This window comes from Aliivibrio fischeri (assembly GCA_038993745.2).
Classification (GTDB): Bacteria; Pseudomonadota; Gammaproteobacteria; order Enterobacterales; family Vibrionaceae; genus Aliivibrio; species Aliivibrio fischeri_B.
In genome coordinates this window covers 643,686-659,784 of sequence record CP160630.1, presented here as the reverse complement: position 1 = coordinate 659,784, position 16,099 = coordinate 643,686, and the positions used below count along the sequence as shown (strand labels likewise).

General features: G+C 34.8%; 15 protein-coding genes and 2 pseudogenes. 10 read left to right on the top strand and 7 right to left on the bottom strand.

Features of this window, described 5'->3' with window-relative positions:
* Nucleotides 1-16: 16 nt before the first annotated feature.
* The gene (locus AAFX60_017060; GenBank protein XDF80152.1) at nucleotides 17-523 is read right to left on the bottom strand and encodes a GNAT family N-acetyltransferase; all 507 of its coding nucleotides are present in this window, start codon (nucleotides 521-523) and stop codon (nucleotides 17-19) included.
* Complete coding sequence (locus AAFX60_017055) at nucleotides 520-792, bottom strand: DUF1778 domain-containing protein (protein XDF80087.1); 273 nt, start codon at nucleotides 790-792, stop codon at nucleotides 520-522. The genes AAFX60_017060 and AAFX60_017055 overlap by 4 nt, the downstream gene beginning before the upstream one ends.
* 222 nt (nucleotides 793-1,014) lie before the next feature.
* Here AAFX60_017055 and AAFX60_017050 point away from each other — a divergent pair, with 222 nt between their 5' ends.
* From AAFX60_017050 to AAFX60_017025, 6 genes and pseudogenes are all read left to right on the top strand, one after another.
* Nucleotides 1,015-1,377 (top strand): hypothetical protein, encoded by a 363-nt coding sequence (locus AAFX60_017050; GenBank protein XDF80086.1) that lies wholly within the window; start codon nucleotides 1,015-1,017, stop codon nucleotides 1,375-1,377.
* A 432-nt stretch (nucleotides 1,378-1,809) separates the two neighbouring features.
* Complete coding sequence (locus AAFX60_017045; protein XDF80085.1) at nucleotides 1,810-2,148, top strand: GNAT family N-acetyltransferase; 339 nt, start codon at nucleotides 1,810-1,812, stop codon at nucleotides 2,146-2,148.
* A gap of 156 nt (nucleotides 2,149-2,304) precedes the next feature.
* Nucleotides 2,305-2,754 carry a YHS domain-containing (seleno)protein gene (locus AAFX60_017040; protein XDF80084.1) on the top strand — a complete coding sequence of 150 codons (450 nt, stop codon included), beginning with the start codon at nucleotides 2,305-2,307 and terminating at the stop codon, nucleotides 2,752-2,754.
* A 134-nt stretch (nucleotides 2,755-2,888) separates the two neighbouring features.
* A pseudogene (locus tag AAFX60_017035) lies at nucleotides 2,889-3,582 on the top strand (aspartate/glutamate racemase family protein).
* A gap of 1,080 nt (nucleotides 3,583-4,662) precedes the next feature.
* A complete protein-coding gene (locus AAFX60_017030) occupies nucleotides 4,663-5,238 on the top strand; it encodes a hypothetical protein (GenBank protein XDF80083.1) in 576 nt (191 codons plus the stop codon).
* 195 nt (nucleotides 5,239-5,433) lie between these two features.
* A complete protein-coding gene (locus AAFX60_017025) occupies nucleotides 5,434-5,964 on the top strand; it encodes a beta/gamma crystallin-related protein (GenBank protein ID XDF80082.1) in 531 nt (176 codons plus the stop codon).
* A 71-nt stretch (nucleotides 5,965-6,035) separates the two neighbouring features.
* On the opposite strand, the gene AAFX60_017020 is transcribed toward AAFX60_017025, so the two are convergent.
* Entirely contained in the window at nucleotides 6,036-6,263 is a 228-nt protein-coding gene (locus tag AAFX60_017020; protein ID XDF80081.1) for a PAS factor family protein, read from the bottom strand.
* Nucleotides 6,264-6,461: 198 nt separating this feature from the next.
* Between AAFX60_017020 and AAFX60_017015 the strand changes: the two genes are divergently transcribed.
* Nucleotides 6,462-6,716: a DUF3297 family protein gene (locus tag AAFX60_017015; GenBank protein ID XDF80080.1), complete on the top strand. Its 255-nt coding sequence runs from the start codon at nucleotides 6,462-6,464 to the stop codon at nucleotides 6,714-6,716.
* Nucleotides 6,717-7,113: 397 nt separating this feature from the next.
* Here AAFX60_017015 and AAFX60_017010 read toward each other — a convergent pair whose 3' ends face one another.
* Nucleotides 7,114-8,481 (bottom strand): YjiH family protein, encoded by a 1,368-nt coding sequence (locus AAFX60_017010; protein XDF80079.1) that lies wholly within the window; start codon nucleotides 8,479-8,481, stop codon nucleotides 7,114-7,116.
* 274 nt (nucleotides 8,482-8,755) lie between these two features.
* Nucleotides 8,756-10,402 carry an ABC-ATPase domain-containing protein gene (locus tag AAFX60_017005; protein ID XDF80078.1) on the bottom strand — a complete coding sequence of 549 codons (1,647 nt, stop codon included), beginning with the start codon at nucleotides 10,400-10,402 and terminating at the stop codon, nucleotides 8,756-8,758.
* Between the two features lie 164 nt (nucleotides 10,403-10,566).
* On the opposite strand from AAFX60_017005, the gene AAFX60_017000 reads away from it, so the two are divergent.
* The 3 genes from AAFX60_017000 to AAFX60_016990 all read left to right on the top strand — a co-directional run bounded on the left by AAFX60_017000 (nucleotide 10,567) and on the right by AAFX60_016990 (nucleotide 12,948).
* A complete protein-coding gene (locus tag AAFX60_017000; protein XDF80077.1) occupies nucleotides 10,567-10,800 on the top strand; it encodes a hypothetical protein in 234 nt (77 codons plus the stop codon).
* Between the two features lie 165 nt (nucleotides 10,801-10,965).
* On the top strand, nucleotides 10,966-12,381 hold the full coding sequence (locus AAFX60_016995; protein XDF80151.1) for an FAD-dependent oxidoreductase: 1,416 nt from the start codon (nucleotides 10,966-10,968) through the stop codon (nucleotides 12,379-12,381).
* 192 nt (nucleotides 12,382-12,573) lie between these two features.
* Nucleotides 12,574-12,948, top strand: coding sequence for a hypothetical protein (locus AAFX60_016990; GenBank protein ID XDF80076.1), 375 nt, complete (start codon nucleotides 12,574-12,576; stop codon nucleotides 12,946-12,948).
* 5 nt (nucleotides 12,949-12,953) lie between these two features.
* Here the strand turns inward: AAFX60_016990 and AAFX60_016985 are convergent, their stop codons facing one another.
* Both AAFX60_016985 and AAFX60_016980 read right to left on the bottom strand, forming a co-directional pair.
* On the bottom strand, nucleotides 12,954-13,580 hold the full coding sequence (locus AAFX60_016985) for a hypothetical protein (GenBank protein XDF80075.1): 627 nt from the start codon (nucleotides 13,578-13,580) through the stop codon (nucleotides 12,954-12,956).
* A 67-nt stretch (nucleotides 13,581-13,647) separates the two neighbouring features.
* A pseudogene (locus AAFX60_016980) lies at nucleotides 13,648-16,001 on the bottom strand (fatty acid cis/trans isomerase).
* Between the last annotated feature and the right edge of the window lie 98 nt (nucleotides 16,002-16,099).

Sequence of the window (16,099 nt, the reverse complement as noted above, 5' to 3'; positions counted from 1 at the left end):
TTAACTGCTTCTCGGTTTAAATTAATTCACCGATACTAGCTCTAATGTCTGCAATTGTAATAAACAGTTTGTTATCAGCGTCTTTGAATGCGGTAAAACCGTATTTTTCATAGAAATATTCAGCGCCATCTTTTGCATCAACAATGACAACAGGGAAGGCCACTGTTTCACTTGCCATTAATAGTTTTCTAAGCGCATCAATCAAAAGCCACTCACCGAAATCTTGACCTTTGTATCTATGGTCGACGGCTAAGCGGGCAATTAAACCACCAGAAGTTACACTGTGATGTTTCTTTTGTAATTTAGAAGGTAAATCCTGAATATCAATAGGTGTCATGGTTAATGTGTAATAACCAATAATATGTTCAGGACATTGTTTATCTTCAAGAACAAAGGTACGAGTATTGTCTTTCTTAGCTTGTTGGCTTGCCATAACTTTTAAGTAATTATTGAATGCGGTAATGCCACAATCAAAACGACTTCGGTCATGTTTAGCTTTTTCTAATTGGACAGTATTCATTATTGAGTTTTATCCATATAACGTGAAGCTGCTTTTTGTAAATTGCTATTTGGTTTACCTGGTTGGTCTAACGCAGTCATTAACGTCATAGAATCTTGCTGACTTAGTTGTAGAGCACGTTCACGTTCCATAATAGTTTTAGCTTTTTCTACAGCCGCACTAAGCACAAATGAGTTAATACTAGACATACCAGCAATAGCCGCAGCTTGAGATAGTAGTTCTTGTGTATCAATATCTACACGTGCTGTAATACGAGGTAATGCAGTTGCCATAATAATCTCCATTCAGTGTCAAAGTAGCACAAATAAATTGTAGTTTAATTATTATACGCTGACAAGTTCCGTGTCACTTTGGCACATAATTAACAAATGCGTCAACTGGATTTGCTACACTCGGCATTCTAGATTTCTTTGGGTTTACCAATTTGAGCCTAACCTGCATAGTAAGTAAAGGTGCTATACAAGCTTATACGTTAATTTAGTGAGGTCAATTCTGTGCTAAAGAGAATTTATGATGAAATGTGGGATTCTTCGTATTCAAAAATAGAAAGCGGACAGTGCAATATTGATAAGTTAATTAGTGACCCTAACGATACTCGAAGAGGTATCACGGCTTTAACTTATCTACAAAATAATGAGAGTAAAGTTAGCCGAAAAATAACTGAATTCTTATGTGAATTAAAGAAAGTCGAACCTAAGCAATATTACTATCCTGAAGAAGAATTACATTTAACTATTCTCTCTATTATTAGCTGCATATCTGGATTCCAACTGGCTGATATCGATACCTTTTCATATGTTCAAATTTTCAAACAATGCATGCAAGACACAGAATCGATAAGTATTAAATTTGAATGAATAACAATATCAACATCTTGCATTTTAATTCAAGGATTTCCTATTGGAGAAGGTTTAAATGAGTTACGAAATAAATTGAGAAATAGATATCAAGAATCTTTATTACACACCACGATTGATAGCAGATATAGACTTAGTACAGCTCATGTAACAGCAGTCAGATTTACGTCTCAATTAATTAATAGAGATAAAGTGATCGATGTATTAAATCGATACAAATTTTATGATTTTGGTACTATGACTTTTACTGAATTTCAATTGGTTTTTAATAACTGGTATCAAAACTTATCAGAGACTAAACAATTAGCTAGCAGTTTAGTTAAGCAGTGCATATAACAAAGCCATCAACACGCTATTTACAACATTCGGCGCTTTTAATTTCGAGTATGATTATCATTATAAGTTGACCGGTGTTATGAAAAAGGAGGAAAAATGGAAATTATCAACTTACAAAGTACGGATGATATATATCAACAAGTCTTAAATTTACGATACGATTTATTTTTTCGCGAACCAGGATTACCAAAAGAAATTCTAATTGATGATTTGGAAGAAAATAGTACTCATGTAGCTATCGTTGAGAAGAGCGAGTTATATGCGTATGGTCGGTTAAGTGAAATTGCAAAAGGTATTTTTAAAATATCCCAGATGGTTGTACAACCCAAAATGCAAGGTAAGGGTTTAGGGACTAGAATTTTATCAGAGTTAGTAAATTTAGCTTTGGAAAAGAAGCTGAAGAAGTGTTTTTACATGCTAGATTACATGCAGTAGTAATGTATGAAAAAATTGGCTTTGAAACGATAGGGAATTCTTATATAGCTAAAGTAACAGGTGTTCCTCACATTAAAATGGTCAAATGTTGTTAGCCGTTATGTAATTCCTAAAATTTTTATTTAGTTTATCTATTCGTTAAATCAGGGAGTTAATATGAGTCATTATACAAAATTAATATTTACATTCTTTTTATGGTTAGGTTTACTCACACCTGCTTTTTCAGTTGAGCCTGTAAACAGTGACTTTTTCGGTAAAGCTATCAAAGGGTATGATCCCGTCGCATACTTTACAGAAAGCCAAGCTATAAAAGGTAACAAAAATATTACTTACAAATGGAATGGTTCAAAATGGTACTTTTCTTCACAAAACAATCTTAAACTATTTGTATCTAATCCTACAATATATGCACCTCAATATGGTGGTTACTGCGCGTGGGCCGTGAGTGAAGGTTATACAGCAAAAATAGACCCTAATGCTTGGGATATTTTTGAAGGTAAACTGTACCTTAATTATAGTAAATCAGTCCAAAAGACTTGGAGAAAAGACATCAAAGGTAATGTTGTTAAAGCTGATGTAAATTGGCCTAAATTACTAATGGAATAAAGTCACATAACAAATGAATTAACAGGTTTTGCTGCATTCTAATTCCTTTGTGTTTACCGTATTTAGTGGTAAGTTTGCATGGCAGAAAACGTATTATATACGCGTTATATTACTTTTAAGGAATGAAGTACAAGATGAAAACAATTGGAATGTTAGGTGGCATGAGTTGGGAATCCACTGCAAGTTATTAATGAAGGCATAAAAGATGAACTTGGTGGCCTTAATTCTGCGAAAATCTGCCTATACAGCGTAAATTTTGATGACATCGAAAAGTTACAACATCAAGGTAAGTGGGATGAAACTGCATTAATACTTTCAGAAGCTGCAAAATCGGTTGAAGCTGGTGGAGCTGATTTCCTACTTATTTGTACTAACACAATGCATAAAGTTGCGCCTGAAATTGAAAGTAGCATATCAATCCCAATTCTTCATATTGCCGATGCAACAGCTAATAAATTGGTTATTGATGGCATTAAAAAAGTTGGGCTGCTTGGTACTCGTTTTACTATGGAGCAGGATTTCTATAAAAGTCGCTTGGTCGAAAAATTTGGTATTGAAGTTGTTGTACCAGAAGAGAATGATCGTACGACTGTTCATAACATTATTTACGATGAATTGTGCAGAGGCGTTATTAACTCTGACTCAAGAGAAAAGTATTTAAGTATCGTTAAAAGTTTGCATGAGCAGGGCGCTGAAGCTGTTATTTTAGGTTGTACTGAAATAGCTCTACTTATTCAGCAAGCGCATACAGAAGTCCCATTATACGACACAACTGAAATTCATGCAGCTCAAGCTGTTCAATTAGCAATTTCAGATATGGCAATATAACAAATGCATCAACACGATTTGCTACACTCGACAATCTCATTTTGCCGGGTGTTTATCGTTTTAATACGTCAATTTTGACTATGACCGAATCGTCGTAAATATGAATTTTTTCAATTTCATATGTCACTATTTTCATAGAAAAATTACTTGATTCTATAAGTTGTTTTTGCGTTTTAGTTTTTAGTATATGTGAACAATCATTACGATTGAACTCATTAAGCTTACTGCCATAAAGCGATCAAAAATATAAAAAGTCCAATCCAAAAAATTACTTTTAATAATAACCCTAGAGGGGCTCCACCATTTGGTGTTTTATTACAACATCCCATAAGTTACCTCATTAATCAATTTGTATATTTGAGTTAACTTTAAACTCTCCCCTTAGTGTAATGTCAATGATTAATGCAAATATTTATAGTTTCCAATAATAGATTTACCCCTTTCTTTAAATGCAAATAAGTAACAAGAAACTTATTAAATAATAACAGTATAAAAGCATCAAGTAAGAGTTGTAATAATCTTTAATATCAGTATGCTACCCCCTGAAATTAGGTACTAATACAAATATTAAAATCATTAAGACTGTAATATTTTACAGTTACTGAAGTTGTATTTCCGTGATTTTCTAATAATCTCCAACATGATAACTAAAGGCGAGGTAATTAAATGACTACTTATATCAATGATGAACTTTTCTATGTATTTTTTGATTTGATTGTATCTAGCTTGCTTGAAATACTATTTGTTATTTCAGGACAAATTTCATAATTCCCTAAACAACCTGAAATAAGTAAATTAAGGAGGAAAACCTGTTTTATTTAATAGTTGGTTAATAAATGACATAGTGATAAGGTGTATTTACTCCTTATTTATAAGTATTACTGTAAATGGATATTACAGATTTGGGACTCATTCGAGTCATTGAGTCCCTTTTTTTATAGTTAAGAGAGCTGTTCGGGGTTACCGTGTTATTGAATATATTCGAATCAGTTCACATTTTTATACCTGTTAGGTATTTAGCAATGTTATAAGATTTAATTAATTTAAATCAATAAGCTTTTATACGTATAAGGTGCTTACATGTTAGCAAGGATGTTTAATTTAGCCCTGATCTTGGCCCTAAGTGGATGTTCAACGACGAAAACCGAAGTGGTAACTGAAAAAGAAACAGAATTACATAATGTGAACTTTGTTATAGGTAACATTACGAGTATTTATGATATCAAATTGTCATTAGGTAAAATTGACTTTGAAAATGCGGTTTTTAAAGAAGATTGGTTTTCCTCTTTGTCTTATCAATATACAAAAGATAGACGGTATATTGTAGGGTCAGCTAAAGCGGGGAGTTTTATCGCTATTACGTCCACTAAAGCACAAGATGCAAGTGGGACGCCTTTGGGAACCTTTACTCCTTGCAATCAAACATTAGTATTTCAATTACCTTATGATGCGTTAAATGTGTACGTTACCGATGTTAATTATCAGTGGAATAATGTGTCTATTACCCCTATATATTCTAATAAGATAGAAGAAGCAATGATTGCCTTTAAAACATCATATATTAAACAAGCGGCTTTTCGCCAATTATCTGCTGATTTATACAAAGACTGCGAAACACTAAATTCAAACCCATTAATTATGACAAGACCAATTTAACAAAAAGAGTATTTAATTCACAGAGAAGTAATGTTGATGCATCTCTAGGTTATCGAATAATTAATAATATAACCGTTTGAAATTCAGTCATATTGTTCTAATATATCTTGCGTTACGATAATCTTCCCATCAGTTTTTTGGTGGCTTTTTGGGTGCTTTATGATGGCAATGTATTTGCTGTGGTAGATAGTAATCATGAAAAAAATAATCATTTTAACCACTCTTTTAGGTTTGAGTTCAGCTTCTTATGCTGGATTTAATTTTGATTCTGATAACGAGAGCCGGATATACATCTGTACTCTTCAACCGTTCCAAGACATTTTTGCAGAAGCAGGAATAACAGAGGATATTGCACGTTATAAAGTACAACGACGCTGTGAAAAATCTCAAGGTGAAGATAGTATTTTTTGTAAGTCTCGCGAAGCGAAATGCAACCAATCAACAATCATGCTTGGTTTAGAATCAAACACAAATAAGAGCATGGAGATTTACAGTCACAGTAATCAAATGGGGTCATCGATAAGTATTGAGCATAATGAACCTGATTTAAGTGATTACAATTTTGACGATAGAATGTCTTCTTATGATATCCCATCAGGTTGGACTGTTCGTTTTTATGAAGGTAAAAACTATACTGGTGGTTTTTATACTCGTAAAAGTGGGGAAGGGAATGCGAAAGGGTTTGATAATAAAATTAGCTCGATAAAAATACTGAGCACTTTTTAACAAGACAAGCCTCATTATTTACAAACGGATTTCTAGCCTTAATTAAAAGGCTAGAATGACGTATTACAGCATCAATAATTTTTATCTTCTAGAATAGCACGAGCTTTATTAACTGCATCATTAAGATCGTCAATCCTTCCTGCGCTCACCGGACCAAGCACACTTGAATATAATGCAAACTTTTTATCAAATGATAAATTAAGTTCATCATACAGTTTTTGTCGAATTTGAGCGCATTGAGTCGGCTCTGCAGTTGCTAAATTTGTGAGAGTGTTATAGATGAGTGACGTTGTATCCATTTGCATTATCTCCATATTGTTCATCTAATATTATGACTAGTATAGGAAAAAGATTTAAGGATGCCCATCACAAAACAGCTAGAACACGAAATAATAAAAATTAACTCCGCTAGGTAAGTATCATAAATGATATTGATGAAGAGCACTTGTGACTTAGTCTTAGATTGACTACAATGACGCACTTTTATTTTATAGGTCATGAACATGAACGACGCTAAAACTCAACCAACTTTACCAGACCACCTTTCTGGCAATCCTCGTAGCCCACACCACGTTGCTGAATGCTTTGAGCATCACATTGGTATTCGTTTAAATGGTAAAGAGCGTTTTGATGTTGAAGAATATTGCATCAGCGAAGGTTGGGTTAAGATCCCTTCACCTAAAGCACTTGATCGTCGTGGACAACCAATGCTAATTAAATTAAAAGGCACAGTTGAAGCTTTTTATAAATAAGCATTTACTTATTATAAGTATTGAAAGGCTTAGGTTTATTACTAAGCCTTTTTTTATCTAATAATCTAACATAATTTGTTAAATCCTATAATTGCTGATAATTCAGCACATTTTACCAAATCAAGTATCACTAATGGTATAGAAGATATATAACGCTAGCATTGTTTTTATTGTGTAACATGTTGGTCTTATATGATTTACTTCTCTTTATGGATATATATTTCATTATCATTAGGGGTCGCCGTTATAGCTAAAAGCTATGAGCGTTCAGGCCCAATAGCTTTCATTTTCTCATTATTATTCACACCAATATTATCATTTGTCTTCTATGAGTATTTAAGTCAAAAAAAAGCGACCTCATAAGAGATCGCTTTAAATAGGTGAGAGTGACGTTTAATTAGAAAATTAAATGTGCCATACCTGCAATTACTGGAAGTGTGATAATAGTACGTAAGATGAAGATAGCAAACAGTTCAAAAATGTTTACAGGGATCTTACTACCAAGTAATAAAGCACCAACTTCAGACATATAAATTAACTGTGTAACTGACATTGCAGCAATCACAAAACGAGTCATTTCACTATCGATTGATGCCGCTAAGATTGATGGAATAAACATATCAGCAAAACCAACAACAATCGTTTGAGATGCAGCAGCCGCTTCAGGAACACCTAGTAATTCAAGGAACGGAATAAACGGTTGACCAAGTACAGTGAAAACAGAAGTATATTCAGCAATAACAAGAGCGACAGTACCTAATGCCATTACCACAGGTAATACACCAAACACCATATCTACTGCATTCTTAACGCCTTCACCAAATACGCCTCTAATAGAAGTTACTTTAGCGGCTTTGTTCATCGCTTGCTCTAAACCCCAAGAAAATGTTGTGTATCCTTCTGGGATTAATTCAGCATCGGCATCACGTTCGGTACCATCAATGAACAGATCTTTTTTGCGACTTAATGGTGGTAGGCGAGGGATGATAATCGCAGCCACAACACCAGCAAGACATACTGTTAAATAAAATGGTAAGAAATAACTTTCTAGTTCAACTTGAGCAATAACAACAAGGCTGAAAGTAATTGATACTGCAGAGAAAGTCGTACCAACAACAGCAGCTTCACGCTGAGTATAAAACTTACCTTCATATTGTTTGCTTGTTAAAAGAATACCAACAGAGCCATCACCTAACCACGATGCCATACAGTCAATAGCTGAACGACCTGGTAAATTGAAAACTGGACGCATCACTTTACTTAACAAAGCACCAAATAATTCAAGTAAACCAAAATTAAGAAGAAGAGGTAATAATAAGCCTGCAAAAATGAATACAGAAAAAAGAACAGGAAGTAAATCGTTTAATACTAAACCACCAGTATTTGGTTCCCAAATAGCTTCAGGACCGAATCGAAAAAATACCATTGCTGCCGCTGCACCACCAATTAGGCGAACGACGAACCAAAGTGGGCTTGGGTTCAATAGACCAAATAGGAATTCATTGCTGGTAATAAAACTTGGTTTAAATAATTTAAACAAGATAGTTACTACTGCCATAAACATAGTGATGCCAGTAACCATAGCTACTAGGTGCTCACCGAATAAAGCTTGAATTGATTTAGCTAAAACGGCAACTGGGATAGTAATATCACCGTTATAGGTTATTGGTGCCATAAAAAGGAACAAGCCGATTAATGACGGGATAAGGAACATTAGAAGATTCTTCTTCTTGCTCATTGGTACACTCTCACTTGAATTTTGCATAAATCTCTCAAATTACCACTAGTTAATAAACTGCTATTCCTTAGCATTATTATTCACTAAATTTCCGTATTCATTCAATAAAGTGGAGATTACACTGTTTTCTAATGAAGTGGAATACTATTCATTAAAAAAAAGTAATTATTCACTTTTATTCAGTAGATAATCATTATTGAATGTTTAATTTGTAATCAAATTGATTGTTATTTGTTAAAAGAAAAGCATTGTATACAAAAAAGCCCCCTATAGAAGGAGGCTTTATAAAAGTTGTGATTTGCTATTTAAATTCAGCTACACGCATACGATTAAGTGCCGCCATTACTTCAATAACACGCGGTTTAGCTAAATCACCGTGCTTTGGCATCATTTCATACCAATTATCATGAAGTTGCTGAGCAATAAACTCAACAGGGTTCGATTCCCAACCTGGAGTTTGTGATAACTGAAACCACATCCAACCAATAGCATGAACTTGCGCTGAAGACTGAAGTTGAGAGATAGCGGTAATATCAATATATTCACGACCAAAACGTAACGAATCTTTGTTTTTCGCTTGAATACGGAACTTGCCTTCTTGAAGAATCGCTTGAAGGGAAGAACGGTTTAATTGACGCATCTCGGTTGGTAGCAAATTGTCCGAGCCTTCACGCACACGCGTAGTAGGGTGTGAAACAACCACTTCTTTCGCTTTTGAAGTAACATCAACTGCTTGGTAGTCATGCATTTGGATAACCGTGTCTGCAACATCAAGGTAATCACCAGAGCCACCCATAACAAGAATTGTAGAAACACCCATTTCATCACGTAACTGACCAATGCGATCGACAAGAGGGGTAATGGGTTCTGCACCATTATTTACTAATGCTTGCATTCGTTCATCACGGATCATGAAATTGGTTGCAGACGTATCTTCATCAATTAAAAGAGTTTTAGCCTGAGCTTCTAGTGACTCTTGAAGCCATGCTGCTTGTGATGTAGAACCTGATGCATCTTGAGTTGAGAAGCATGTTGTGTCTTTACCCATAGGTAAATGGTTAATGTAGTTCGATAAATTCAAATTATGAACACAACGTCCATCTTCTGCTTGAATTTTTGTTGTAGATTCTTCTGTTACGATATATTCACGACCATCGCCAGGGATATGATCATAAATAGAGCGTTCTAATGCATTCAATAGTGTTGATTTACCATGGAAACCACCACCCACAATTAACGTGATGCCTTTTGGAATTCCCATGCCTTTTACAGGGCCACGGTTAGGCGTCATTAGCTCGACTTCTAACGACTCAGGGCTTTGAAATGCAATCGCATCCTTCATTGGACGATCATTATTACCAGCAATTCGAGGTAAAATACTGCCATTAGCAACAAAAGCAACTAAGCCGTGCTCAGAAAGCTGACGACGAAGAGCAACTTGGTCAACGATAACTTTACAATGTTCTTTTAACTCTTCTATAGGAAGCTCGCGAGCTAAAAGTGTACGGCGTACATATTTTGGCATATGGAAAGTTAAAATATTAATCGCTTTTTTCGCTAAAATCTCACGACCATCAGCTGGTAAATTAATGTTGTAACGAAGTTCGATACCTTCATCATCAAAAATGACTGAAGTATGGTCTAAAACCGTCTGACCAGATAACGCAATTGAAAGCGTTGCATCTTTTTCTAATAACTCACTAAAGTGGCGAGCTAAAAAATCACGAGCAGCACGTTGATAATCAAGTGACGTTTCTTGAAGCCATTGAAGATGGGTTAGCGACCATGCACGTTTTGCACGAATACGTGTTGGTGGTGCATAAGGATCAGATTGAACATTATCGATATACAGAGTGAAGTCGGTAAAATCGTATTCCCCTTTAATAGAGGTATAACTACGGTAGTTTCGTTTTTCTAATTTTTTTAGTTTGGCTTCAAGCTGTTCCATTACATTCACATAATCTAATAAAGTTGTGAGCAGTATAACAAAATACAAGGATGAATAAGTACCTCTTTATAACAGCATACTGAAAATATATAAGACTATTTGCTAATTTACTTTAATCAATGAAAAAAGAGATAGTTACATAGAACACAGTAAGGAGCGTAAATATGGAATTTCTCATTGATATAGCACAGTATCTATTTATGTTGATTGGTATGGTGTGCATATTAGTCTCAATAACCCAGTATTCTCGAAGAACATCAGACATAAGTGGTGCCGTTATGCTGTTTGTAAAACGAATTGAAATGTCTGTTAATGAATATAAGTGGTATCGAATTGGGATTAGCCTACTTATCTTAGGTGTTGCTATCAGAATTATTAAATTAACCTTGTGGGGTTAAAGTTACCCACAGTTATCCACAATTTCTGTGGGTAACTGTTTGAATAACAGTTTAACTTATTGAATTATAAGTACAATACATATAGATCAAGCTTTTTCTTTCTCTATTCTATTATTTTTTTGTGACGCAAAGTAAAATAGCCAGGTTAATATAAATATTGCTTGGATTGTGGAAAATAATGGACAAAAACCTTCAAAAAAGAAAGTAGCCATCATTGGTGGTGGCGTTGCAGGCTCAACAATTGCAATGTATCTGTCAAAATTTGATATTGAAATTGATCTTTTTGAACAAGGAACCAGTTTAGTTAATGGTCCACCTATTTGTCATTTACACGCCGGCGGTAATTTGTACCGTGAGATCTCTGATGAGCAATGTATCGCTTTATTAACAGAGTCAATTCAAACCGCTCAATTTTTCCCTCATTCATTAAATATTAGACCGACAATTATCGCAGTACCTAAAGACGATAGAGCTGAAGCGAGCGATCTTTTACCGCGTTTAAATTTATTGCAAAAGCACTATCAGCAACTCATTGAACAATCTAAAAAGAATGAAGTATTTGGTAGACCAGAAGATTATTTCACGACGTTTACAAAACAAGAATTATTTGAAATCGCAAAACTTGAGCCAACAAGTCAACCTCGCTCAATGACAGAGTGGATGATCCCATTCGCTAAAACCACAGATTTAGAGCAAATAAAATACCCAGTAGTCATTGTGCAAGAGTATGGGCTAAGTGTATTTAGAATGGCATCAACTGCTCAATTAGTTCTCAGTGAACAATCCAATGTAAATTTGCATCTTTTAAGTCGAGTTGAAAAATTAAATAAGCAAGATAATGGCAATTGGTTTTTAAGTATTTCAAAAAGTGACACCGTCACCAATTGTAACTTTGATTATGTCATCAATTGTGCAGGATTTCGCACCGGTATCATAGATGATCTTGCACAACAGCAAACCAAAAGGTTGGTTGAATTCAAAGCTGCTTATGTGACTCATTGGAATAGTGACTTTTTTGGAAAATGGCCAGAAGTAATATTTCATGGAGAAAGAGGCACTCCAAAAGGAATGGCACAGTTAACTCCATACCCTAATGGTTATTTTCAATTACACGGTATGACAGAAGAAATTACCTTATTTAAAGATGGGCTATCTCGTTCTTCAGAGCTATCTTCTCAGCCACAGTTACCAGAAAAATTCATCAATAAAATTACGAATGGTTGGAAAGAAAGTATTCAGCAAGAGCGAACCGAAAAAGCCATTAAGCATCTATCACAATTTATTGCTTCGTTTGAAACTGCATCCACAGCAGGAAAACCGTTATATGGTGCTCAACAAATTCCAGGTGATGATATAACACTAAGAGCTGCGACGATTAATTATGATGGCCATGGTTATTTTAGAGCAGAGATAGTAAAAGCCTCATCTGCTATTGAATGCGCAAAACAAATTGCGCAAACAATAAAATTAAGCACAGAAATTAATACACTTACTCAACCATCTAATGATGATGTTTGTCATTTAGCCGAACAGTTTGCTATAGAAAGAGGGTATCCAGTTGAGCTTGCACAAACGTACTAAAGAACGAATGTTTAGTCATTCATATCGATGAATATAAAAAGCTGTTTACATATATGGTTTGTATAATCTTACCAAAATCAAAAATAATCCATTATACAGTGTATCATTCATGATAATTTTACTGATAATCTTGTTGAAATATCCTCGGTTTTTGTTGAGAATAAGCGCATAAAGACAAACTCAAGGTGAGATGTGGAATTTTTATTAAAGCGCCGTTGGCCCAGATTTGAGTGTAAAAAATCTGTTAATGCTAAAATATTTTGGGCACATAGATTGATGCCTTTTGTTAGCGTTAAATTAATGGATGTATCTAAAAAAGGGTTTGGTTTTACAAGTGAACGTAAATTACAAGAAGGCAGTTGTGAACTGAGAATTCGTTCATTTCCTGCAATGATTGGCGATATTGTGTATAGAAAAGAAATAAAATCAGTAAAAGGTGAAACGCTTTACCAATACGGCTTTTATTTAAGTACTCAACTACATAAAACGCAGATAGAAAATTTAGGCTGTAAAGGGGTTATTCACATAGAGCATCCAAGTAAGGATAGTGAAGAAAGTCTTGGGTAAAGCCATTAGTTATGAATATAACGAAAAAGGCTAAAACATAAAAAGTATTTAAGTAAGACATGTTGTTGATTCGACTCTAATGGATGATATATAGAGCGATTCAAACATGTCATGCTTAAGTTATTTAATTGCTTATCGAGTGTGGTTTCAGATATTAAGTTATGAATGCCTTGGTGAGTATACATCGCGTTGTCTTCAGGCATTTTGCCTGTCCACCAGAAATACAACTCTTTACTGCTTCTTGTTCTATCAAACCAATGATCACACAATACCATTAAGTGGTCATTCAATAATAAAGCATCACTTTTCTTAAGTTCTTCTATAGCCGCATATATTTGTGTTTTGGCTTCTGTTTTTGCATTTAAAAACTGAGGGTAGATCATCCATATACGTTCATCATTAATCAGTAATGAAAAAACATACAATTGATGTTCTGTATCATGCGAGAAAAGGGTTATTTCACAAGAGTAACCTTGTGCTTGGACGATCGCTTTTAGTCGACGATGAAAAGCAGAACTTAGATGTGATGGTGACATTCCGCGATTATGAATAGTAGGGTAATGATGCTTACAAATGGTTTTGTAATCATCACTAAATGCATGAAGGCATTGTATAAATATTTGTTCCAACAAGTAAAATACCCCTAAAAAGGTGAGTGTCTCCTGTGTACACTCACTTTTCAATATTCAAAAATAAGAATTATCTATTTTCAAATCGATTGTAATCTAAAAGACCTGCTTCGATTGGATATTTCATTTTATACCATTCTGTTAACTCGTCACTATAAGCCCAGAATTTATTTGAGCTGCGTCTAATTGCATAGCCATCAAGTAATGCGACGTAATCTTCTTCAGAACCCACTTTGCTTAATTGTTTAACAAAATCAGGTAATTTAGATTCTTCAATTTCTAAAAAGGCAGCAGGGTAACTACCTACAACACCGTATAGGATAGACAAGCGGTCAAGTTTAGGAATACGATTTCCTTCTTCATTAAATAAAGAAGAAATGTTCTTATGCGCACTTGTATTTAATAGGGTGAAAAATTCACTTTTTCCTTTATTAGACACAACTTTAACCGTCATGATTTGAGGTAAGTATTGCAGTCCATCGCCTTGAATGCGATCAATACTATTTAAAGCAATGTGAGACGATTTATCCAACTCAGAATTAGTTACATTGTAACGGTTGATAAACCACTACCCATGCGTTTTCTTAATTTAGTAAAGAGTTCATCTTTTGGATTATCAGAAATATATTTTATTTGTGTTGGCTGCTCAAATGGCTGTACATCACGCTGTAAGAAACGACTTAGTTGAGGTGATGGATCTTGATACCAGCTTTCAAATTCAGCCTTACGCATTTTCTTAGGTAATAAAGCTAAAAAGTTACTTTCACCTTCCATTCTTAAGAAATCCATGTACATACGAGTCATCAATTGATGGCCGAAATTACCATACACATCAAAACCAGCAACCAATAGGTAATGAATACGCTCTAATAATGCATAATCAATTACCCAAGCTGTTTTTGGAGTAGGTCCATTTAATCCTTTAATAACTGAAGCACTATCAAAATGACGGTAGATAGTTAATGCCGCATTATCATTAGTTTGATTACCATTCCAAATTAGATCGAGAGTTAAGTGCTGACCATTAGAAAAGATACTATTTAGATACGTATTTTTTGCTTCTAAATATCTTGCTTGATTTCGAGAATATTGAATCCAACTTGTAATTGGCACTGTTGTACTGTCTAACTCTGCAGGTAAAGCAAGATTCTCTTTTTGTTCACGATAGAACTTCACCACATCGGGACTATCGGTTTTGTCTGGATCGACAAAGAAAACCCAAAAATGATCATTAATCACATTAAGAGCAAGTTGACCACGACAAACCGGACCTTTAATAAAGCCTTGAATTGTATCTTGTGCTTCATCCAATAAATAGCTGTAACGCGAGTGAACGGGTAGATCCACAAAAGTAACTAGAGGATTAGCGGCAATTTCAGTTGAGTAACTTGGTAGCGATGTTACTTGATAATCTGCAGTAACAAACCACTTAGTCCATTTTTCAAAACGTTCTTGATCAAGTAAGTAGGGCATATGTGTTTTATCAACAATGCTACTTCTGACAGGAACTACACGATAATAAACACGTTCTACACCCGGATCATCATATGGGCGACGTGTTGCGATAAGTGATAAAGGTTCACCTGGAGGCGTTGCCGAGCGTACAACTTTAAAGAAGCGTAACGTATTAGGATCTTTTGTAAAATATAAATGATTTAAAAATAAGTGTTCGTATAGGTAACGAGCGGTAAGTTGTTCTTTTAATGAATTACCATTGAAAAAGGTTTCCCATTTTTCAACATTTGCAATATCAGAATCCGAAAGCGGAGCAATATCACTCATATGAGCGCCTTGCTCTAGCCAATTCATTAGTAAATCGTGTTCTGAATTAGATAACTCAGGCATTCCATAAGGCATACCCCAGCTTGGATATTGACTCTCATAATCAGACATTTCTTCGATCGTAGGGCATTGTTGGTCACGATCGATAGAAAAATCATAACCTGTTAATTGTTTCTCTTTAGCAAGTGGATTTGTCTGTTTTAAAGTCAGCATGCGTGCCATAACACCAGCTTCGGTGTTTGCAATTTCATTTTGGTCACGTTCATTAAGTACAGGAGAGAAGCCAATATCACGCCATTCTTGCGTCGTTTGAGCATCCTCAAATAAGCGAGTAGGATTTGCAGCAACTAAACGTGTTCCTTCATAAATTTTCGATTTATGCGCGCCACGATCGATACCTTCCGCTGAAGACATTTTTAATTGACAGGGCGCATCATAGCAGGCGTGACATACCACACAGCGTTTATCGATAAGAGGTTTCACATCATCAAGGTAATCAATACTCTCTGGTGACTTATATTCGTGAATACGTTCTTGAACTTGCTCCTCTCCAAACAATTGATCGTAGTTATATGTGGCGTACGTGGCACAACCGGAGAAAATAACAACAAAGGCAATTAATAATGAGCGTTTAGAGAACATAGGCAAATCCAATAAATTCAAGATAAGTTATATTGTAATAATAAAAGAGGAAAAAAACAAAAAAAGCCCGTTTACAATTGCAAACGGGCTTTGATTTT